Genomic DNA, 19,936 nt, shown 5'->3' on the forward strand with positions numbered 1-19,936 from the left:
ACGACCTCAAGCTATGATTTTTAATCATGGCTATTATGACAACAATTCGCTTGTCGACTCAAGCGTCTCGCCGTTGAATAGAAATCTACTTTCCTTACGTGGTTATGCAACCTTGTGGAGCAACGATGACCTTGAATAGCAGTGTTAACATCTCTTCCAAACAGCCCGATGTCGGCACGACGATTTTCAGCGTCATCGGCCAGCTGTCAGCACAACATAAAGCCATCAACCTGTCGCAAGGTGCGCCGAACTTCCCGTGCGATCCGCATCTGGTGGAGCTGGTCAGTAAAGCCATGCGCGAAGGTCATAACCAATATGCCTCTCTGACCGGTTTACCGGCGCTACGTGAAGCGCTGGCTGAAAAAGTCGAGACGCTTTATGGCCAGCGCTATGATGCGGGCAGCGAAGTGCTGATCACCGGCAGCGCCAGCCAGGGTATTTACATGGCGATTTCGGCGCTGGTGCATCCTGGTGACGAGGTGATCTTCTTTGAACCGGCGTTCGACAGCTATTCGCCGGTGGTGCGTTTACAGGGCGCAACCCCGATTGGCCTGAAGTTGCAGGTGCCGGATTTTGCGATCAACTGGGATGAACTGCGCGCCACCATCACGCCGCGCACCCGCATGATCATCATCAACACGCCGCACAACCCCAGTGCGCAGGTGCTGACGCCAGCCGATTTGGAGCAGCTGGCGGCCTTAACCCGCAACACGGATATCGTGGTACTGTCCGACGAAGTGTACGAACACATCCTGTTTGATGGCCGTGCCCACTGCGGCATGGCAACCCATCCGGAACTGGCACAGCGCAGCGTGATCGTGTCTTCATTCGGCAAAACCTTCCACGTCACAGGCTGGCGCGTCGGTTATGCGCTGGCACCGGCCGCGTTGATGGAAGAAATTGTGAAGGTGCATCAGTTCATGATGTACGCCGCCGATACGCCAATGCAGGTGGGTTTTGCGCACTATCTGCAGAATCCGCAAAACTATCTGCAGCTGTCACCGTTCTATCAGGAAAAACGCGATCGCCTGCTGTCATTGATGCAAGATTCGCCGTTTAAGCTGCTGCCAAGCGCAGGTTCCTTCTTTATGTTGGCCAGTTACGGACATTTCAGTGACGAAAGCGACAGTGAAATGGTAAAACGTCTCATCGTCGATCACGGTGTGGCCACCATTCCGTTGTCGGCGTTTTATATGGACGGCACTGACAATAAATTAATTCGCCTGTCATTCGCGAAAGACGACGCAACACTGCAGGCTGGCGCGGAAGCGCTGTGCCGGGTTAAAGGGTAATTAGGGGAAGAATAATGAAAAAGTTAAACGCACTGTTTGTGGCGCTGGGTATGCTGACTTCTGCACACGCACTGGCACAGGAAACCTTACGCTACGGTCTGGAATCCCAATATCCGCCGTTTGAAAGCCGCAACGCACAGGGCGAGCTGGAAGGTTTTGATATCGAACTGGGTAAAGCGATTTGCGAAGTTGGCAAATTCGACTGTAAGTGGGTGGAAAGCAGCTTTGATGCCCTGATCCCGGCACTGCAGGCGAAAAAGTTTGATGCGATCAACTCGGCGATGAACATCACCGAAGCGCGTGCCAAAAGCATCGATTTCACCAAGCCCATCTACCGTATTCCGACCATGCTGATCGTGAAAGAGGGCGAGAAAGTCCTGCCAACGGCCGAGTCGCTGAAAGGCAAAAACATCGGCGTGCTGCAGGGTTCAATCCAGGAAACTTACGCTAAGAAGCACTGGGAGCCGCAGGGCGTGACCGTGACCTCTTATCAGGACCAGAACCAGGTTTATAACGACATGGTGGCGGGCCGCCTTGACGGCACGCTGGTGATGTCTGCTGCGGGTCAGTCTGGTTTCCTCGATAAGCCACAGGGCAAAGGTTTCGCCTTTGTTGGCAAGCCGGTTGAAGATGACACCATCCTCGGTTCCGGTATCGGTTTCGGCCTGCGTAAGGGTGATGCCAAGCTGAAAGGTGAACTGGATGCGGCTATCACGAAAGTGCAGGCTGACGGCACCATCACCAAGCTGGCGGCGAAATTCTTCCCTGGCATTGATGTGACCGCAGCGAAATAACATCAAGCGCCACTCTGGCGCGCTGCGGCGTTAAAACCGGATTAAATTAAGGCTGCCATTGTTCATCCATGGCAGCCTTTTTCGTTTACGTCGGAGTGGGTGGCATTACCTCCCAACGGTTGCCGGGCCATTCCTGTGCCTCTGACAGCATTAAGATCTGCCGGTAAAGTTCTTGCTTATTTCGCCGCCAGATAACACAGCGCTTCGGCCACCTGATAGGATTTCACAAACGAGGGCACCGGCAAAAACTCAAAGCGTGAATGGAAATTGTGTGCACCGGTAAAGAAGTTCGGTGTCAGCAATCCTTTTGCCGATAAAGCCGCACCGTCTGTGCCGCCGCGCATCGGGATGACTTTCGGCTCCACACTCACTTGTTCGAGCGCCGCAAATATCAAGTCAATCGCACGACGATCTTCCCCAATAGCATTACTAATGTTGCTGTAGTTATCGTTAATGGTGAGTGAAACATGCCCGGTAGGATAAAGCGCGGCGATCTCATCCGCGACTTCCACCAACTGCTGTTTTTTCTGATCGAATCCCTGTAAATCAAAGTCGCGAATCGATGCTTTCAACACCGCACGGCTGGCGTTGGCATTGATATCGTTAAACCAGATATAGCCTTCGCGTCCTTCGGTATGTTCTGGCGTGGCCAGGCGATCGAAACGTGAAATAAAGTCGTGCGCCATCAGGAGCGGATTCACCAGCACGCCTTTACCGGACATCGGATGCGCCGGCACGCCGGTAAACACCAGTTCCGCCGCCGCCGCATTGAAGTTCTCATACACCACTTCGCCCAGCTCACAGCAGTCGATAGTCCAGGCAAAATCAACGTTAAAGCGTGTCTCCAAATCCAGCGCTTTGGCGCCGCGCAATCCAATCTCTTCATCCGGCACAAATGCCACCACAATGTCGCCATGATCGCCTTTGAGGTTTTCCATCAGCGTCATGACCACCGTCACCGCCGCTTTGTTGTCGGCGCCGAGCACGCTGGTGCCATCGCTAAAGATGATCTCCTGACCGTGATAGGCCGCAATCTCCGGGTGTTCCGCTACGCGCAGCCAAATATCTTGCTGCGCGTTCAGACACAAATCATCGCCGTTAAACGTCAGGGTTTGCGGGTGGATATCCGGTGATAAACCCACGTCAACCGTGTCGATATGGGTAATAAAGCCAATGCGCGGTGCATCAGGCCGATTACCCGGTTTTACTGCTGTCACCGTGGCATGCTGATCGATGACGATATCCTGCAATCCAAGCTCACGCAGTTCCTGCGCCAGCAGCTCCGCCATCGCATGTTGTGAAGGGGTGCTGGGCAGCGTGGTGGATTTGGCATCGCTCTGGCTGGAAACCGCCAGATAACGGTAAAAACGTTGGGTCAGTTGGCGCGCGAGTTGTTCTGTCATCACATTTCCTTATTAGCTTTGCGCGATGTGCATTACACACCTCGGATAAATCGTGTTATTTATCAATACATACCGATGCGGGCTCATGGAAGTCAACAAAAACGAGGATCACAATGAAAAAGATGATGGCAAAGTTCACACTCAGCGCGTTGTGTTTAGCGGTAGCAGGCGGGGTATCGGCAAAAACGCTGGTTTACTGTTCTGAAGGTTCGCCTGAGAATTTCAACCCACAGCTGTACACCTCGGGAACCAGTGTGGATGCCAGCGCAGTGCCGATTTTCAATCGCCTGGTAGACTTCAAACCCGGCACCACAGAACTGGTGCCAAGCCTGGCTGAAAGCTGGGATATCAGCCCGGACGGCACGGTATACACGTTTCACTTACGCAAAGGGGTTAAATTCCAAAGCAACAAACTGTTTAAACCCTCGCGCGACCTGAATGCCGATGATGTGATCTTCTCGTTTATGCGTCAGATGGATCCCAAAAACCCCTACCACAACGTCTCCGGTGGCAACTACAGCAATTTCGATAGCCTGGAACTGGCGAAGCTGATCAAGAATATAGAGAAAGTGGATGACAATACGGTGCGCATCACGCTGGCGCATGCGGAAGCGCCGTTCCTCGCGGATTTGGCCTGGTACTTCGCCTCCATTCACTCTGCGGAGTATGCCGATCAGATGCTGAAGGCCGGTACGCCAGAAAAAGTGGACATGGAGCCGATCGGCACCGGGCCCTTTGAGCTGGTGCAATATCAAAAAGACTCCCGCATTCTCTACAAAGCCTTCCCGGATTACTGGCAGGGCAAAGCGAAACTGGATCGCATTGTCTTTTCCATCACCCCAGATGCCTCAGTGCGCTATGCCAAGCTGGAAAAAAACGAGTGCCAGATTATGCCGTTCCCTAATCCGGCCGATCTGGAAAAAATGCGCACCAATCCTGACCTGACGCTGGAACAGAAATCGGGACTCAACACCGGTTTCCTGTCGTTCAACACCACTAAAGCGCCGCTGGATAACGTTAAAGTCCGCCAGGCGCTGGCGATGGCCATTAACAAGCAGGCGATAATTGACGCGATCTTCAAAGGCACCGGCACGGTGGCGAAAAATATTCTGCCGCCGGATGTCTGGAGCGCCGACAAGGATCTGAAAGATTACGATTATGATCCGCAGAAAGCCAAAGCGTTGCTGCAGGAAGCGGGCATAAAACCCGGCACCGAAATCTCACTGTGGGCGATGCCGGTACAGCGTCCTTACAACCCGAATGCGCGACGAATGGCAGAGATGATTCAGGCAGATTGGGCGCAGGTGGGCATTAAAGCCAACATCGTCAGTTATGAGTGGGGTGAATACCTGAAGCGCGTGAAGGGCGGCGAGCATCAGGCGGCTCTGATGGGCTGGACCACGGCGACTGGCGATCCGGATAACTTCTTCGGCCCGCTCTACAGCTGCACCTCGGCCAATGGCGGCTCCAACTCCTCCAAATGGTGCTATCAGCCGTTCGAGAAGATCATCACCGAAGCACGTGCTGAGCAAAACCATGACAAGCGCGTCACCCTGTATCGCGAAGCGCAGCAGATGATGCATGACCAGGTGCCTGCCGTGATGATCGCCCATTCGACAATTTTCGAGCCGGTGCGCAAAACGGTGAGCGGATATACCGTCGATCCGTTTGGCAAACACATTTTCTATCCGGTCGATATTAAGGATTGATGATGGCAGCGGGCAATCCAAAGGCGGCCCGCTAGATTGCCAAAATACTGGCGATTATGGCTTCCAGCGTTGACGCAACGGCTCTTCCAGCGCGTTCATTTGCTGCAGTAAAAACGTCATAAACACATTCAGGGCGGCACTGCGAGGTCGCCCTGATTGCGCCTGTAGCTGCAGGTTGCGCTGACTCAACTGATCAATTCCCACAGAACGTAATATCAAGCCGTGCGTTTCCGCCTCTTGCAGCACGGTAAAGGCGCTGCAAATGGTCAGGGCCAGCGGTGTACGCAGCAAGAAGTGGAACAGCGTTGAGAAGGTATCGCAGGTGATCACCGGTTCAATCAAATTGCCGCTCATATGGCTCGCCAGCTCAAACAGCTGGCGCACCGTGGTGTTTTGTTGCGGCAACGCCAGCGGATAGTGGCTGACATCGTTCAGGGTCACGTGTGTTGCGCTAGCCAGCGGATGGCTCTGATGCATCACCAGGAGCACCGGCGCTGGCCAGGAACCGATCACCTCCACACCGCGTTCAGCGTGCAGGCTAAATTGCAGTGCCAGATCGCATTCACCACTGCGCAATAACTCGGCGACACCTTGCGTACTCGCCACTTTGATATCAAACAGCACGCCGGGATTATCCTCACGGAAGGCGGCAATCATGCGCGGCAGCAGCGTAAAGGCCAACCCATCGGTACAGGCCACGCGAATCAGCGTGCGTCGTACGGCCTTTAATCCTTTGATTTCTGCCAGCGCGTATTCCATCTCCAGCATATTTTTGCGCACGTGATGGGCGTAAATTTCACCGGCTTCATTCAGCACCATACCGCGCGCATGGCGATCGAACAGCGGTACGCCGACCTGATTTTCCAGTCGCTGGATCTGCCTGCTGATGGCCGACACCGCCACAAACAGCTGTTCACTGGCCGCGCTGAGCGAACCGGTATTGGCGACAGCCAGAAAATAGCGGATCTCGTTGCTTATCATGCGAATGCCTCATGCTGGTGCATGCCTCGAAATCGGGCAGCGGAGCTTTGCCAAAAAAGCAAATCATACTCGATAAATTGATAATTGTGGCAAAGCAAGGTTTCCGCAAAGATGACAAAACCAAAATACCAATAAAAGACATGCAAACATGACAGCTAAAGAAGCGGTACAACAAGCCACCGCCTGGTTCGACAGCGGGGAGTTTCAGGAAACACTGGCCCGACGCGTGGCACAGCGCACCGAAAGCCAGCGCCAGGATCGCGACAACGAATTACAGCGTTACTTGCAGGATGAAATTGGCCCTCAGCTGATCGCACTGGGGTTTACGCTGCACTTTATCGATAACCCTGAAGCCGCTCATCGCCCGTTCCTGGTGGCGGTGCGCATCGAAGATCCGTCACTGCCGACCTTGCTGAGCTACGGCCATGGCGATGTGGTGTTCGGCGATGACGAAAACTGGCGCGAAGGCCTATCGCCGTGGCAGTTGGTGGAAGAAGGCGATCGTTGGTACGCACGCGGCAGCGCGGATAACAAAGGCCAGCACTGCGTTAACCTTGCTGCGCTGGAGCAGGTATTTAAAGCACGTGGTGGACGACTCGGATTCAACTGCAAAATGCTGTTTGAGATGGGTGAGGAGATCAGCTCTCCGGGTCTGGCTCAGCTGTGCCAGCATCATGCTGAACTGCTTAAAGCCGATCTGTTTATCGCTTCTGACGGCCCGCGTCTCAATGCGGTGCGCCCAACCCTGTTCCTTGGCTCCCGGGGTGCGGTCAACTTCCGTCTCACCGTCACCGCGCGTGACAACGCCTATCACTCAGGTAACTGGGGCGGCTTATTGACCAATCCGGGTACTCAACTCGCCAACGCCATTGCTTGTCTGGTGAACGAAAGGGGCGTGCTGCAGGTTGATGCGCTGAAACCTGACTCTCTCACTCAGCAAGTGCGCGACATCCTCAGCGACATCGAAGTGGGCGGGATGCCAGGTGACCCAGAGATTGATCCCACCTGGGGCGAGCCGACGCTTTCTCCGACAGAAAGACTCTACGGCTGGAATACACTGGAAGTCCTCGCGTTCCTGACCGGCAATCCTGCGCGTCCGATGAATGCCATTCCCGGTGAAGCCACGGCGGTGTGCCAGTTGCGCTTTGTGGTCGGTACTGATTGGGAAAACCTGGCACAGCATGTTAGCGAGCACCTGGCGCAGCACGGTTTTGGCTACGTAAAAGTGGAGTTTATGCGCGGCTCACCGGCGACGCGACTCGATCCTACCGATCCGCTGGTGGATTGGGTGCTGGCGAGCATGGCAGAGACCAGCGGCAAAAAACCGGCGCTGCTGCCGAATCTGGGCGGTTCACTGCCCAACGAAGTGTTCTCAGACATTCTCGGCCTGCCAACCTTGTGGGTGCCGCACTCCTACCCGGCCTGCGGTCAGCATGGCGTCAACGAACATATGCTGAAGTCGATTGCGCGTGAAGGTCTGCAAATTATGACCCGACTGCTGTGGGATTTGGGCGAGCAGGGCAGCGAACTGGTGGCTAAACACCGTCTGCACGCAGGAGGTGCTGCATGAGTACGATTAACACCGCTGCCCCATTGAGCAGCACCAAACCAAATCTGCACAAAACGCTGTTTGCCACCTGTATCGGTAATGCACTGGAGTGGTTTGATATTGCGGTGTACGGCTTCTTTGCCAGCTACATTGCCCATGCGTTCTTCCCCACCAGCGATCCCTCGGTCTCTTTGCTGCTGACCTTTGGTAGCTTCGGCGTCTCCTTCCTGATTCGTCCGTTAGGCGCGATTGTGCTGGGTAACTATGCCGACCGCCACGGTCGTAAAAAGGCGCTGCTGCTGTCGATTAACCTGATGATGCTGGGCGGCGCGGTGATCACCTTTATGCCGAGCTATGGCACTATTGGTTTGATTGCGCCGTTGCTGATTCTGCTGGCGCGTTTGGTACAGGGCTTCTCAGCGGGTGGCGAATTCGGTAGCTCAACGGCGTTTCTGGTCGAGCATTTCCCGGAGCGCAGGGCGTTTATCGCCAGCTGGCAGTTTGCCACGCAAGGCGCGAGTACGCTGCTGGCCTCGGCGTTTGGATTGGGGTTGACGCAGATCCTCACGGAGAGCCAGATTCAGGATTGGGGATGGCGTATCCCGTTTGCCTTCGGTCTGCTGATTGGTCCGTTGGGGATCTATATCCGCCGCCATGTGCATGAGCCTGCCAGTTTTGAAGCGCAAGCGCCGGAGGCCGCACCGCTGAAACGTCTGTTCGGGCGTCAGAAGGAGCTGATGCTGCTGGCGATTGGCCTGATGGTGATCTCCACCGCAGTAAACTACATGCTCAACTACGTGCCAACTTACGCCACCAAAAACCTGCATCTGCCAGGTTCCGCCGCGTTCACTGCGACCTTGCTGGCCGGGGTGATCCTGACGGTGGTGACGCCGCTGATGGGCTTACTGGCAGAGCGTGTTGGTCGCGTGCCGTTGATGTGGGGCTCGCTGATCCTGTTGATCATCACTATCTATCCGGCGTTTAAGCTGGTGGTGAATCACACCACGCCGACCACCTTGATTATTTTGGTGTGCTGGATGGCGTTGCTGAAATCGATCTATTTCTCGACGGTACCGTCGGTGATGGCCGACTTGTTCCCAATTGGTACTCGCGCCAGTGGGATGGCGATCAGCTATAACGTCGCGGTAACGGTGTTTGGTGGTTTTGCACCGCTGATTTGTACGCTGCTGATCACTGCCACCGGCACCAGCCTGGCACCCGGTTATTACCTGATGGCGATGTCGGTACTGAGTGGATTAGCCTTGCTAAGCAGCCAGAAGCGCATCGCTTAAAAGCGGTTTAGCGGTTTAGCGGATTAGCTTTGCCCCCTATCTAAAGGCGAAAAGCTTAGGCATACCGGAGCTGCGCATTCCATTGCGCAGCCTCATGAAATGCGCCGGTTATGGCGCGACTTCACCTCATGACGATACCTGGCTGGTAACCTATTCAGCCGGGTATTTCACTCAGGAGAACTGCAAATACGCCACGTGGGTTTGCAGATACTCTTCCAGTCCGTGACGTCCATCTGCACCACCGATACCCGATTTGCGCCAGCCTGCATGGAACCCTTGCATCGCCTCGAAGTTCTCGCGGTTGATGTAGGTCTCACCAAACTTCAACTGACGCAGCGCAATCATCGCCGTGTTCAGATTTTGCGTGTAAATCGAAGAGGTCAGGCCATATTCACAATCGTTAGCCAGCGCGACGGCTTCATCAAGGGTTTTAAAGGTCATCACTGGTAATACCGGACCAAAGATCTCTTCACGCATGATCTCCATCTCCTGACGCACACCGGTAATGACCGTCGGTTCGAAGTAGAACCCTTTATCACCGGCGCGTTTGCCGCCAAGCACTACTTTTCCGCCTTCAGCGACCGCTTTGGCCACTTTCTGCTCCACGCGTTCCAGCGCGGCGGCGGTGATCAGCGGGCCCATGTCGATATCGGTTTGTTCGGCCGGATTGCCAAACTTCACCTGCTTCATTGCGGCAGTCAGAGCGGTGATAAAGCGATCATAAATGCCTTCCTGGACATAAACGCGTTCCGCACAGTTGCACACCTGTCCGGTGTTGATCACGCGTGAGCTGACAATCGCCTTCACAGCGAGATCCAGGTCCGCATCATCCATGACAATCGCGGGGGCTTTGCCGCCGAGTTCCAGCGACACCTTGGTGACATTTTTCGCTGCGGCTTGCATGGTGGCAATGCCCGCGCCGACGCTGCCGGTCAGGCTCACCAAACCGACTTTCGGGTTCGCCGCCAGCTCCTGACCGACTTCAGGACCATAACCAAACACAAAGTTGATCACGCCCTTCGGCAGGCCAATCTCATGCACAATCTGCGCGAAAATCGCCGCGTTGTTAGGAGTGAGTTCACTGGGTTTAATGGCAATGGTATTGCCGGTAATCAACGCCGGAGCGGCTTTACGGGCGATCAAAAAGAACGGGAAATTCCACGGCAGGATACCGGTGGTGACACCGATGGCTTTCTTAAACACAAAGATATTTTCATTTGGACGATCGCTATTGACGATTTCGCCTTCATAACGACGCGCCCATTCGGCCATGTAATCCAGATAATCGGCGGTGAAAAGCACTTCAGTTTGCGCCAGCCCCTGCGTTTTACCGCCTTCCGCCACAATCGTGGCCGTCAATTCGGGTTCACGCTGGCGGATACCGGCGGCAATTTTACGCAACCAGTTGCCGCGTTCAACTGCGGGCAACGCTTCCCAGCCGGGCTGTGCTGCTTCTGCCGCCGCAATCGCCTGCGCCGCATCTTGCTGAGTGCCCTCAGGCACGCGAGACAGCAGCGCTTCAGTCGCCGGATTGATGACCTCAATCCATTTATCGTTCTGATCGTTTACAAACGCGCCATTAATGTAATGTTGATGGTGTGTTGTCATCTGTAGGGTCTCCGCGATCGGTTTCGTTATCAGGGTGTGAATCGAGAGTGAAACAGATCAAGGTGTAGCACCTTTTTGTCAGTGCCAGAGCGGATGACGAGATGGCAGAGAAGGGAAGAACGGTACGACAGACGCAGCATTCCTGATGAAATGCCGCGTATTCAGCGTGTTAGCTAATCATCCTTTTCAGCAAAAAGATCAGGAGCCCGGCACCGCCGCGCCGCTGGCGATAAACCAGGCGAGGAAACTGACGCCAGCAATGATGATGGCAATAGGAAAGAGCAGTCCGATTTTCATAATTATCCTGATCGTTAAGCGAGTTGAACAATGGCGCGATGGGTTTTCATCATACTGAACAGCTGGAATTGGCTGGCGTCATCCACCTCGCGCAGATGTTCGCCTTTCTGATACCGAATGCGGTGAACATGCCCGAGTTGACGCCACACCACGATGGCCGAAGCCAGCAGGGCGCAGTTCTCTTCGCTCTGGATGCAGTCAAGTGTGGCGTAACGCTCTTCATCCAATCCATTAATGAATACGTTTAACGCCTGGGGCGGCACAATGGCGCGGATATCATCCAGCATCACGCGGCTCACCGGCAGCGACAACAGCAGCGTCAACCTTTTGCTATTCATCTCATTCCTTCGTTGCGATGATTTTTCCAACGTTATACGGAATTCGCCACGTGGGGGAAAGCTCATCGGGCGGCTTTGCGTGACTGCCATGTTAAACAGCAGGCTGGCAGTCAGTCAAAAACTGTGTCGATCAACACAACAAAAATAAAAAATATCCTCAATAATAAGTAACTTATAGAAATCAGTCAGAATGTTGCCTGCAAATGCGATTTTGTGATCCTCATGTTGAAGACCCGCCGAATTTTGCCAGCAGCGCGCGCTTTCCGGCAGCCATCCAAAGGCTGAAGAAAAGCTGCGCACCGTAGACTGCTGCTAATCGGGAAACTATCGGTTTCCTGTGGGCCTCAACCTTACGAAGGAATAACAATGAACAGTGCCATTCTTGCCGGTATTTTATGGCATCTGGTGGGTGCCGCCAGTGCCGCATGTTTTTATGCTCCGTTTAAGCAGGTAAAAAATTGGTCATGGGAAACAATGTGGTCAGTGGGCGGCGTGATGTCATGGCTGATTCTGCCATGGGCGGTCAGTGCCGTGCTGCTGCCCAACTTCTGGGCGTATTACGGTAGTTTTAGCTTCTCGCAGCTGCTGCCGGTGTTTCTGTTTGGTGCCATGTGGGGCGTCGGAAATATCAACTATGGCCTGACCATGCGTTATCTCGGCATGTCGATGGGCATTGGTATTGCCATCGGTATCACCCTCGTGGTGGGCACCCTGATGACGCCGCTGTTGCAGGGACGCTTTGTAGAGCTGTTCAGCTCGCCGGGCGGACGAATGACGTTGTTAGGCGTACTGGTGGCGTTGGTGGGTGTGGCGATCGTTTCACGTGCCGGTTTGTTGAAAGAGCGTGCGCTTGGCATCAATGCGGAAGAGTTTAATCTCAAGAAAGGACTGGTGTTGGCGGTGTTGTGCGGCATCTTCTCCGCCGGGATGTCGTTCGCGATGGATGCGGCGAAACCGATGCATGAAGCGGCAGCCAATCTGGGTATCAATCCGCTGTACGTGGCCTTACCCAGCTATGTGGTGATCATGGGCGGCGGCGCCTTAGTGAATCTGGCCTACTGCTTTATCCGCCTGGCGATCAAACCGGAACTGTCAGTGCGCCGTGATTTCTCAGTGGCGAAACCGATGCTGATCGCCAACGTGGCCTTCGCCGTGCTGGGCGGCACCATGTGGTATCTGCAGTTCTTCTTCTACGCCTGGGGCCACGCGAAAATTCCTGCGCAATATGACTTTGTCAGCTGGATGCTGCACATGAGCCTGTATGTACTGTGCGGTGGTTTGGTGGGTCTGGTGCTGAAAGAGTGGAAAGCGGTGGGGCAGCGCCCGGTGCGCGTGCTGTCGTTGGGTTGTGTGGTGATCATCATCGCAGCCAACATCGTCGGATTGGGCATGGCCAACGGCTAATGAATTGGCCGCTTTAGAACAAGCCTGACGCGCGGCAAGGTGCGTCAGGCTTTTATTTTGTTGCTCAGTGAGGCGTGCTGAGGAAGAAAACGCTGGCGCCAGGCGCTGGGTGTCAAACCGGTATCCCGCGTAAACACCACCGAGAAGTAATTGCTGTCATCAAAGCCGCAGCGAGCGGCCACTTCACTGATTAAACAATCCTGGGTGCGCAACAAATATTTTGCCTGGCACAGCTGTAGCTGCCGCAAATAGTGTCCCACCGTCATGCCGGTTTGCTGACGAAACAGCTGCTTCAGTGCACGCTCATTTAATTCATTTTGCTGGCAAAAATGGGCCAGATCGAATGGGCGGTGCAGTGCACCCTGTAAGGCAGACATCAGTAAATCAAGCTGTTCACCCTCCGGCAGCGCCCATGGACGGTCGGCGGCATAACCATGGCGACGCAAGATCAGTGCCAGCTGCAGAAACAGGGCTTCAGAGAGCTGGATCGACAACGAATCGCTTTTACGGCTCTCCCGCTCCAGCTGGCTGATCACGCCACGCGCCAGCGCCATGCCGCGCGTGGTTAAGCGCCAGCAGCCGGGTGCATCATCGTCCTGCGGGGGCAGCAGCTGGATCCAGTCCAGACTCAGACGAAAGCGATCGCGGCAGTAAAGAATGTTATCCAGCGCCAAATCGTTGACGCTGTCATAACTGTGGCAATCATTGTCGCGGATATAGAACACATCGCCGCAGGTAATCAGCCACGGGCGATCGTTGAGCACGTGCAAGCCGTTGCCGCGCCAGACGATCACAATTTCACTGAATTCATGACGATGCGGGGGGAAGGAGGGTTGAGGCATGCGTTCGGCCACCGCAATCGGCAGATTGGTGGCCGGGAAATAGTCTTCGCGCGTCAAAATCAGCGACATGGGAACCACTCCAGTTACATCATCTGCTGGCGCTCCGCTCGGGGCGCGCAGCCAAATTCCCGCCGAAACAGCGTGGAGAAGTGGTTGCTGTCACCAAATCCACACTGATAGGCGATGTCCGTTATGCGCATATCGCTATGGCGCAGTAAATGCCGGGCTTGCAATAAGCGCAGACGATTCAGGTAGCGCTGCGGCGTATTGCCGGTTTGCTGCTTCATCTGGCGATGCAGGGTGCGCAGCGAAAGCGAGAAGCGATCGGCCAGCGCATCCCATTCAATATCTTCACTGTAGTGCTCATTGAGCCAGTCAAGCAACCGATGCAGACGCGCTTCCTGATCCTGCGCCTGATCGTTGTGACCCGCCTCGCGCAGCAGCACCAGCAGTTGCAAAAACAGCTGCTCCTGATGCGCCTGACGCTCCAGCGACCAGACCTCCTGCTGTTTCATCTGCGTCACAATCTGCAGCGCCTGCGCCATCACCTTGTGATTGATACGCCAGTGCGACAGATAGTTACCGTTTTCATCGCCGGGCAGCAATGACTGTAAACCAGAGAGAAACCGAAACGCTGCCGGGCTGCGGTACAGCACATTGGTCAGGCACAGATTCTCTGTTTGTTCATACAGATGGCGATCGTGATCGCGTACAAAGCACACGCAACCGGCGCACAGGGTCTGCGGCTGGCCGTTAAACACGTGAATACCGGAACCTTGCTCAACCAGCACGATTTCATGGAAATCATGATGATGTTCGGGAAAGGCCTGCTGCGGTACGCGCGGCTCAATAGCAATCGCGTAGTTTCCTTCCGGAAAGAAATCAACACTGTGCAGAACGGTCATGATGCGCCTCTCGATTAACAATTTTGTAACCGAGTCTACGCAGGCGCTGTGCACCTTACCTTGAAATTTAAACCGCACAGCGCAGGAAAATGGCGAATTATTCAAGATCGGCCAAGTGATTGATGGAATTGCGGTAAAGCTCACAACTCTGTTGTTCCCCGGTTCTGTGAGCTTTCTCACGATCATCTTTGCCAGCCTGCCATCGACTATCACGCGCTGGCAGTAAGGGGAAGGTGGCAAAGCGCCAGTATTCATACGCTAAAACCATCTCATCACAGGAAGAAACGCCATGAGTATGCGTAACATTGTTGCCATTGATTTAGGCGCATCCAGCGGGCGCGTGATGCTCGCACAATGGACCTCTGCTAACCAGCGCATCACCCTGCGTGAAGTGAGCCGTTTTGCCAACCAGCGTGTTCGTCGCAGCGGTTATGACTGCTGGGATCTCGACAGTCTGGAGCAGGCGATTCGCGCAGGGCTGGCGCAGTTAGATGATGAGGGCATCGTGCCGGACAGCATCGGCATTGATACCTGGGGCGTGGATCTGGTGCTGCTGGATGCCAACGGCGATCGGGTGGGCGAAACGGTCAGTTATCGTGACTCGCGCACCGATGGATTGATGGCGCAAGCGATCAATGAGCTGGGCAAAGCCGCCATTTACCAGCGCACAGGTATCCAGTTTCTGCCCTTCAATACCCTGTATCAGATGCGTGCGCTGCACCAGCAACAGCCGGACTGGCAGGCACAGGTCAAGCATGCACTGATGATCCCGGATTATCTGCATTATCGTCTGACCGGCAACATGAACTGGGAGTACACCAACGCCACCACTACGCAGATGCTGAACATTGAAACTGGCGAGTGGGATAGCGAGTTGCTGTCGTGGGCAGGGATCGAAGCCGACTGGTTCGGCAAACCGACTGCACCGGGCAACACCGTCGGCAACTGGATCAATGCCAGCGGTAAAAAAATTCCGGTCGTGGCCGTGGCCACGCACGATACCGCCAGCGCGGTGCTGGCCACGCCGCTGATGCAGGAAGATGCCGCTTATCTCAGTTCTGGCACCTGGTCGTTAATGGGCATAGAAAGTCTGCAACCCTGCGTCAACCGCACGGCGCTCGACGCCAACATCACCAACGAAGGTGGCGCGGAAGGCTATCGGGTGTTGAAGAACATCATGGGACTGTGGCTATTACAGCGCGTATGCAGCGAATTGCACATCTCAGATCTCTGCGCATTGATTGACGAAGCAAAAAATGAATCCGCCTGTCGTGCCCTGATCAATCCTAATCATCCGCGTTTTATTAATCCCGCCAGCATGGTGCAGGAGATTCAGGATGCCTGCGCTGAGCAGCATATGCCGATTCCACAAAGCCCTGCAGCGCTGGCACGCACCATTTTCGACAGCCTGGCGCTGCTGTATCGCCAGGTGATAGGCGAACTGGGCAACCTGCGCGGAACCGCGATTCGCCAGTTACATGTGGTCGGCGGCGGCAGTCAGAACCCATTACTGAACCAACTCTGTGCCGATGCCTGCGAAATGCCCGTACTGGCCGGCCCCATTGAAGCCTCAACGCTGGGTAATGTCGGCTGCCAGCTGATGGCGTTGGGTGAACTGCGTGATGTGGCCGAATTGCGTCGCTGCATCGATAAAAATTTCCCGTTAGAAACGTTTGCACCTCAGAACGCCAGCATCTTCGCTGCCCACCAGGCACGCTTTGCGGCACTGAGCCAACCTGCTAAGGAACTTGCATATGACAAAGCTGATTGAACAAGCCTTTGAACTGGCGAAACAACGCTACGCGGCGTTGGGTATTGATGTGGACCAGGTAATGACCCAACTGGATGGCATCCCGGTGTCGATGCACTGCTGGCAGGGGGATGATGTTCGTGGCTTTGAAAACCCGAATGGCGAACTGACGGGCGGTATTCAGGCCACCGGCAATTATCCGGGACGCGCTCGCAACGCGGATGAGCTGCGTGCTGACATAGAAAAAGCCATGTCGCTGATCCCCGGCACCAAACGCCTCAACCTCCACGCCATTTATCTGGAAAGCGATTCGCCAGTTGAACGCGATGCCATTGAGCCGAAGCACTTTAGCGGCTGGGTAGAGTGGGCGAAATCCAACAAATTAGGACTGGATTTTAACCCCAGCTGCTTCTCGCACCCGCTGAGCGCCGACGGCTTTACGCTTTCCCATGCCGATAAAGGAATTCGCCAGTTCTGGATCGACCACTGCAAAGCCAGCCGCCGTATTTCAGCGCACTTTGGTGAACAGCTCGGGACACCATCGGTGATGAACATCTGGGTGCCGGATGGCATGAAAGATCTCACCATCGATCGTCTGGCACCGCGCGAGCGTCTGGCCAGCGCGCTGGATGAGGTGATCAGTGAGAAGCTCGACCCCCGTCATCATATTGATGCGGTAGAGAGCAAACTGTTCGGTATCGGCGCGGAGAGTTACACCGTGGGCTCCAACGAGTTTTGCCTGGGCTACGCCGCCAGCCGTCAAACGGCGCTGACGTTAGACGCCGGACATTTCCATCCAACCGAAGTGATTTCCGACAAGATTTCCACCGCCATGCTGTACGTGCCGCGTTTGCTGCTGCACGTCAGCCGCCCGGTACGCTGGGATAGCGATCACGTAGTGCTGCTCGATGATGAAACCCAGGCCATCGCCACTGAGATTGCCCGCCACAAACTGTTCGACAAAGTGCATATCGGCCTGGACTTCTTTGACGCCTCGATTAACCGCATCGCCGCCTGGGTGATTGGCACCCGCAACGCCAAAAAAGCGCTGCTGCGCGCACTGCTGGAACCCAGCGATCAGCTGCGTAAATGTGAGCAGGAAGGGGACTACACCGCGCGTCTGGCACTGCTGGAAGAGCAGAAATCTCTGCCATGGCAGGCGGTCTGGGAAGCCTGGTGTCTGCGACATGATGTGCCCGCCGATGCCAGCTGGCTGAGCGAAGTGCGTCACTATGAACAACAAACATTGCGTCTACGTTAAGGGATCTACCATGCAAAATATTCTCTCTTCTTCATTCGTTCAGAACATGGTGAAGGCGACCAGTGATATGTGGCTGAAAGGCTGGGATGAGCGCAATGGTGGCAATGTCAGCCTGCGTTTGCTGCCGGAGGAAGCGCAGGTCTGGTCAGCTGATTTTTATGCCGAACCGCGCTGTATTGAGTTAACCCAACCGGCGCCGGCGCTGGCCAACGACTGGTTCCTGGTCACCGGTTCTGGCAAATTCTTCCGTAACGTTCAACTTGATCCCGCTGACTGTCTGGCGCTGTTACAGGTTGACGACAAAGGGCTGTCGTACAAAATCCACTGGGGTCTGAGCAACGGCGGGTTGCCGACCTCGGAACTGGCGGCGCATTTCCAGTCGCATAGCGTGCGCAAGCAGGTTTCCAATGGGGCTGACCGCGTGATTATGCACTGCCATGCCACCAATTTTATGGCGTTGAGTTATGTAGTGAATCTGGATTCCGCCCGTTTCACGCGCTTGCTATGGGAAGGCAGCACCGAATGTCTGGTGGTGTTCCCGGATGGCGTCGGTATCCTGCCGTGGATGGTGCCGGGAACCGATCAGATTGGTCAAGCCACTGCCGATGCCATGGCATCACACAGCCTGGTGATGTGGCCGTTCCACGGCATTTTCGGTGCTGGTCCGAATCTGGATGAAACTTTTGGACTGATCGACACGGCCGAGAAGTCTTCAGAAGTGGTGGTCAAAGCCTTGTCGATGGGTGGGATTCGCCAGAGCATCACCACCGAACAGCTGGTGGCACTGGGAGAACGCTTCGCCGTCAAACCGTGGCAAGCGGCATTGGATGCGGAGCGCAGTGATGTTGCGTAAAGCCTTTGTGATGCAGGTGCATGCGCACTGTCATGATGAATATCTGCGTCGCCATTCACCGATCTGGCCTGAGCTGGAGCAGACGTTGAAAACTCACGGTGCGCACAACTATGCGATTTGGCTGGATGCGGAGCGTAATTTGTTATTCGCCAGCATTGAGATAGAGTCGGAAGCACGTTGGGAGGCGGTCGCGAACACGGAAGTGTGCCAGCGTTGGTGGGCATCGATGAAAGATTTGATGCCATCGAATGCGAACAATAGCCCGATCAGCCAGGTGTTAAAACCGATGTTTTTTATGCCTTAAGGATTTCAAACATTACACTTTGGTGCAAGTCAGGGGCGGCCTTGAGGTCGCACCTGACTGCAAAGTGATAAAACATCGTCAGCAGGCTATGACGCGTTCAACGCGCAGTAGCCTGCCAGAGCGGGCCAGATGGCCATCTGCGTATCGACTATTCCATCGAGATCGTCACGGCTTGCGCCTTCACGGGCGCGCACCGACATCCCCTGCAACACGCAGGCCAGATAGCTGGCCAACGTACCGCTGTTGGCACACTGCGGTAATTCACCGCGCTGCTGTCGAACATCCAAAAACTGTTTCAAGGCGTTTTCCTGCGCATGATGTTGCTTAGCCAGCATCTGTGCAATCTCGTCTGAGCCTGAAGAGAGCGCACTGGAGGTGCAGATAAAGAAACAGCCAGCGGGCTTATCGCACTCGGTAAAACAGGCTGCAGTAGCACGAAAATAGGCCTCAATCGCGGCTTTGACATCGAGTGTTTCATCCTTAAGCACCTGATTACGCTGCGCGCTGAAGGTATCGATGTAGCGCTGCATTGCTGCGCGGAACAAGCCTTCCTTATTCTCAAACTCCGCGTAAAGCGTCGGCGCTTTCGCCCCCGTCGCGTTCACCAAATCTGACAGCGAGGTGCCTTCATAACCGTGTGCCCAAAACAACATTAACGCTTTATCCAGCGCATCGTTGCGATCAAACACTTTGGGGCGACCACGCGTTTTGCGATTAAGCGTGTCGGTCATTTGCGTCATAGGGACACCTCACTGCATGAAGAACATGTAATTAAATTACCGATCGCTAACTAAATATGCAAGCGCAGCCGACATTCCCTCTTATTCACTTTGCCCGTTTGTGCTTTACCCGTCTCGTAGCACTCAAATCGATAAGTGAAAAAGGGCGCTAAAGCCCATAATCACGCCACTTCTTAATAAAATAATGACCGTTAATAAAATGATTGACGAGATGCCCGCTTCGGCGCTAGCATTTAATTAACGGTTGTTAACTTAATTCAGCCGACCCCTTTCATCTGCATAAGAGAGACGATCATGAAAAGCATTAAAATGGTATTAGCCGCAGTCGCACTGTCATCCATCGCGTTTGGTAGCATGGCTGCTGAATTAGTGAATCAGGCACCATTGAACCAGCAGCAAATTGGTGTGGTCAGTGCATCAGGTAGCACTAACCTGACTTCACTGGAAAATCAGCTATCGGAGAAGGCGAGTGCTGCCGGAGCAAAGTCGTTCCGCATCACTTCGACCTCTGGCAACAACAAGCTAAATGGCACAGCGGTAATTTATAACTAATCACCAAAGCGCAAAGAATGGCGCAGGGGCGCACCGATGTGTGCCCCTGGTCGTGAAGCGAA

Annotated in this window: 19 protein-coding genes; 11 read left to right on the top strand and 8 right to left on the bottom strand. The window is 54.7% G+C overall.

From position 1 onward, the window contains the following. The first annotated feature begins 125 nt into the window (after positions 1 to 125). A complete protein-coding gene (locus WFP70_RS03255; protein ID WP_337022582.1) occupies positions 126 to 1,292 on the top strand; it encodes a methionine aminotransferase in 1,167 nt (388 codons plus the stop codon). Positions 1,293 to 1,306: 14 nt separating this feature from the next. Then, positions 1,307 to 2,086, top strand: a complete 780-nt coding sequence (locus WFP70_RS03260; protein WP_058962084.1) for a transporter substrate-binding domain-containing protein — start codon at positions 1,307 to 1,309, stop codon at positions 2,084 to 2,086. A gap of 176 nt (positions 2,087 to 2,262) precedes the next feature. On the opposite strand, the gene pepT is transcribed toward WFP70_RS03260, so the two are convergent. Beyond that, positions 2,263 to 3,489, bottom strand: coding sequence for a peptidase T (pepT, locus tag WFP70_RS03265; protein WP_337022583.1), 1,227 nt, complete (start codon positions 3,487 to 3,489; stop codon positions 2,263 to 2,265). A 113-nt stretch (positions 3,490 to 3,602) separates the two neighbouring features. Between pepT and WFP70_RS03270 the strand changes: the two genes are divergently transcribed. Continuing rightward, positions 3,603 to 5,198 carry an ABC transporter substrate-binding protein gene (locus WFP70_RS03270; RefSeq protein ID WP_182057778.1) on the top strand — a complete coding sequence of 532 codons (1,596 nt, stop codon included), beginning with the start codon at positions 3,603 to 3,605 and terminating at the stop codon, positions 5,196 to 5,198. 54 nt (positions 5,199 to 5,252) lie between these two features. On the opposite strand, the gene WFP70_RS03275 is transcribed toward WFP70_RS03270, so the two are convergent. Next, positions 5,253 to 6,179, bottom strand: coding sequence for a LysR family transcriptional regulator (locus tag WFP70_RS03275; protein WP_160832965.1), 927 nt, complete (start codon positions 6,177 to 6,179; stop codon positions 5,253 to 5,255). A 148-nt stretch (positions 6,180 to 6,327) separates the two neighbouring features. Here WFP70_RS03275 and WFP70_RS03280 point away from each other — a divergent pair, with 148 nt between their 5' ends. Together WFP70_RS03280 and WFP70_RS03285 are read left to right on the top strand one after the other, a co-directional pair. Next, on the top strand, positions 6,328 to 7,749 hold the full coding sequence (locus tag WFP70_RS03280) for a M20 family metallopeptidase (protein ID WP_283215233.1): 1,422 nt from the start codon (positions 6,328 to 6,330) through the stop codon (positions 7,747 to 7,749). Continuing rightward, entirely contained in the window at positions 7,746 to 9,020 is a 1,275-nt protein-coding gene (locus WFP70_RS03285) for an MFS transporter (protein WP_337022584.1), read from the top strand. The genes WFP70_RS03280 and WFP70_RS03285 overlap by 4 nt, the downstream gene beginning before the upstream one ends. Before the next feature lie 171 nt (positions 9,021 to 9,191). On the opposite strand, the gene aldA is transcribed toward WFP70_RS03285, so the two are convergent. From aldA to WFP70_RS03300, 3 genes are all read right to left on the bottom strand, one after another. Then, a complete protein-coding gene (gene aldA / locus WFP70_RS03290; protein ID WP_337022585.1) occupies positions 9,192 to 10,628 on the bottom strand; it encodes an aldehyde dehydrogenase in 1,437 nt (478 codons plus the stop codon). A gap of 198 nt (positions 10,629 to 10,826) precedes the next feature. After that, positions 10,827 to 10,925, bottom strand: coding sequence for a YoaK family small membrane protein (locus WFP70_RS03295; RefSeq protein ID WP_141399000.1), 99 nt, complete (start codon positions 10,923 to 10,925; stop codon positions 10,827 to 10,829). 14 nt (positions 10,926 to 10,939) lie between these two features. After that, positions 10,940 to 11,263 (bottom strand): hypothetical protein, encoded by a 324-nt coding sequence (locus WFP70_RS03300; RefSeq protein WP_337022586.1) that lies wholly within the window; start codon positions 11,261 to 11,263, stop codon positions 10,940 to 10,942. Positions 11,264 to 11,629: 366 nt separating this feature from the next. Between WFP70_RS03300 and rhaT the strand changes: the two genes are divergently transcribed. Then, positions 11,630 to 12,667, top strand: a complete 1,038-nt coding sequence (rhaT, locus tag WFP70_RS03305) for an L-rhamnose/proton symporter RhaT (protein ID WP_337022587.1) — start codon at positions 11,630 to 11,632, stop codon at positions 12,665 to 12,667. Positions 12,668 to 12,711: 44 nt separating this feature from the next. On the opposite strand, the gene rhaR is transcribed toward rhaT, so the two are convergent. Together rhaR and rhaS are read right to left on the bottom strand one after the other, a co-directional pair. Continuing rightward, on the bottom strand, positions 12,712 to 13,578 hold the full coding sequence (gene rhaR, locus WFP70_RS03310; RefSeq protein ID WP_337022588.1) for an HTH-type transcriptional activator RhaR: 867 nt from the start codon (positions 13,576 to 13,578) through the stop codon (positions 12,712 to 12,714). 14 nt (positions 13,579 to 13,592) lie between these two features. Beyond that, a complete protein-coding gene (rhaS, locus tag WFP70_RS03315) occupies positions 13,593 to 14,414 on the bottom strand; it encodes an HTH-type transcriptional activator RhaS (RefSeq protein WP_337022589.1) in 822 nt (273 codons plus the stop codon). 289 nt (positions 14,415 to 14,703) lie between these two features. On the opposite strand from rhaS, the gene rhaB reads away from it, so the two are divergent. From rhaB to rhaM, 4 genes are read left to right on the top strand one after another with little or no spacing between them, the layout of a single operon-like run. Then, positions 14,704 to 16,185: a rhamnulokinase gene (gene rhaB / locus WFP70_RS03320; protein WP_337022590.1), complete on the top strand. Its 1,482-nt coding sequence runs from the start codon at positions 14,704 to 14,706 to the stop codon at positions 16,183 to 16,185. Continuing rightward, complete coding sequence (locus WFP70_RS03325) at positions 16,169 to 17,425, top strand: L-rhamnose isomerase (protein WP_097117084.1); 1,257 nt, start codon at positions 16,169 to 16,171, stop codon at positions 17,423 to 17,425. Before rhaB ends, WFP70_RS03325 begins: the two co-directional genes overlap by 17 nt. Before the next feature lie 10 nt (positions 17,426 to 17,435). After that, entirely contained in the window at positions 17,436 to 18,278 is an 843-nt protein-coding gene (rhaD, locus tag WFP70_RS03330; protein ID WP_182059062.1) for a rhamnulose-1-phosphate aldolase, read from the top strand. Continuing rightward, positions 18,268 to 18,582 carry an L-rhamnose mutarotase gene (rhaM, locus tag WFP70_RS03335; RefSeq protein WP_337022591.1) on the top strand — a complete coding sequence of 105 codons (315 nt, stop codon included), beginning with the start codon at positions 18,268 to 18,270 and terminating at the stop codon, positions 18,580 to 18,582. Before rhaD ends, rhaM begins: the two co-directional genes overlap by 11 nt. An 86-nt stretch (positions 18,583 to 18,668) precedes the next feature. Here the strand turns inward: rhaM and WFP70_RS03340 are convergent, their stop codons facing one another. After that, entirely contained in the window at positions 18,669 to 19,322 is a 654-nt protein-coding gene (locus WFP70_RS03340; RefSeq protein WP_313375533.1) for a TetR/AcrR family transcriptional regulator, read from the bottom strand. Between the two features lie 294 nt (positions 19,323 to 19,616). Between WFP70_RS03340 and bhsA the strand changes: the two genes are divergently transcribed. After that, positions 19,617 to 19,874, top strand: a complete 258-nt coding sequence (bhsA, locus tag WFP70_RS03345) for a multiple stress resistance protein BhsA (protein WP_034831180.1) — start codon at positions 19,617 to 19,619, stop codon at positions 19,872 to 19,874. Positions 19,875 to 19,936: the final 62 nt, after the last annotated feature.

This window comes from Pantoea sp. USMM079, assembly GCF_037153115.1.
GTDB classification, from domain to species: Bacteria; Pseudomonadota; Gammaproteobacteria; order Enterobacterales; family Enterobacteriaceae; genus Pantoea; species Pantoea communis.

What these genes read in the sequence shown, in the direction of transcription:
- WFP70_RS03255 (WP_337022582.1), top strand. Translation starts at nt 126, where the DNA reads ATGACCTTGAATAGCAGTGTTAACATCTCTTCCAAACAGCCCGATGTC.
- WFP70_RS03260 (WP_058962084.1), top strand. Translation starts at nt 1,307, where the DNA reads ATGAAAAAGTTAAACGCACTGTTTGTGGCGCTGGGTATGCTGACTTCT.
- pepT (WP_337022583.1), bottom strand. Translation starts at nt 3,489, where the DNA reads ATGACAGAACAACTCGCGCGCCAACTGACCCAACGTTTTTACCGTTAT.
- WFP70_RS03270 (WP_182057778.1), top strand. Translation starts at nt 3,603, where the DNA reads ATGAAAAAGATGATGGCAAAGTTCACACTCAGCGCGTTGTGTTTAGCG.
- WFP70_RS03275 (WP_160832965.1), bottom strand. Translation starts at nt 6,179, where the DNA reads ATGATAAGCAACGAGATCCGCTATTTTCTGGCTGTCGCCAATACCGGT.
- WFP70_RS03280 (WP_283215233.1), top strand. Translation starts at nt 6,328, where the DNA reads ATGACAGCTAAAGAAGCGGTACAACAAGCCACCGCCTGGTTCGACAGC.
- WFP70_RS03285 (WP_337022584.1), top strand. Translation starts at nt 7,746, where the DNA reads ATGAGTACGATTAACACCGCTGCCCCATTGAGCAGCACCAAACCAAAT.
- aldA (WP_337022585.1), bottom strand. Translation starts at nt 10,628, where the DNA reads ATGACAACACACCATCAACATTACATTAATGGCGCGTTTGTAAACGAT.
- WFP70_RS03295 (WP_141399000.1), bottom strand. Translation starts at nt 10,925, where the DNA reads ATGAAAATCGGACTGCTCTTTCCTATTGCCATCATCATTGCTGGCGTC.
- WFP70_RS03300 (WP_337022586.1), bottom strand. Translation starts at nt 11,263, where the DNA reads ATGAATAGCAAAAGGTTGACGCTGCTGTTGTCGCTGCCGGTGAGCCGC.
- rhaT (WP_337022587.1), top strand. Translation starts at nt 11,630, where the DNA reads ATGAACAGTGCCATTCTTGCCGGTATTTTATGGCATCTGGTGGGTGCC.
- rhaR (WP_337022588.1), bottom strand. Translation starts at nt 13,578, where the DNA reads ATGTCGCTGATTTTGACGCGCGAAGACTATTTCCCGGCCACCAATCTG.
- rhaS (WP_337022589.1), bottom strand. Translation starts at nt 14,414, where the DNA reads ATGACCGTTCTGCACAGTGTTGATTTCTTTCCGGAAGGAAACTACGCG.
- rhaB (WP_337022590.1), top strand. Translation starts at nt 14,704, where the DNA reads ATGAGTATGCGTAACATTGTTGCCATTGATTTAGGCGCATCCAGCGGG.
- WFP70_RS03325 (WP_097117084.1), top strand. Translation starts at nt 16,169, where the DNA reads ATGACAAAGCTGATTGAACAAGCCTTTGAACTGGCGAAACAACGCTAC.
- rhaD (WP_182059062.1), top strand. Translation starts at nt 17,436, where the DNA reads ATGCAAAATATTCTCTCTTCTTCATTCGTTCAGAACATGGTGAAGGCG.
- rhaM (WP_337022591.1), top strand. Translation starts at nt 18,268, where the DNA reads ATGTTGCGTAAAGCCTTTGTGATGCAGGTGCATGCGCACTGTCATGAT.
- WFP70_RS03340 (WP_313375533.1), bottom strand. Translation starts at nt 19,322, where the DNA reads ATGACGCAAATGACCGACACGCTTAATCGCAAAACGCGTGGTCGCCCC.
- bhsA (WP_034831180.1), top strand. Translation starts at nt 19,617, where the DNA reads ATGAAAAGCATTAAAATGGTATTAGCCGCAGTCGCACTGTCATCCATC.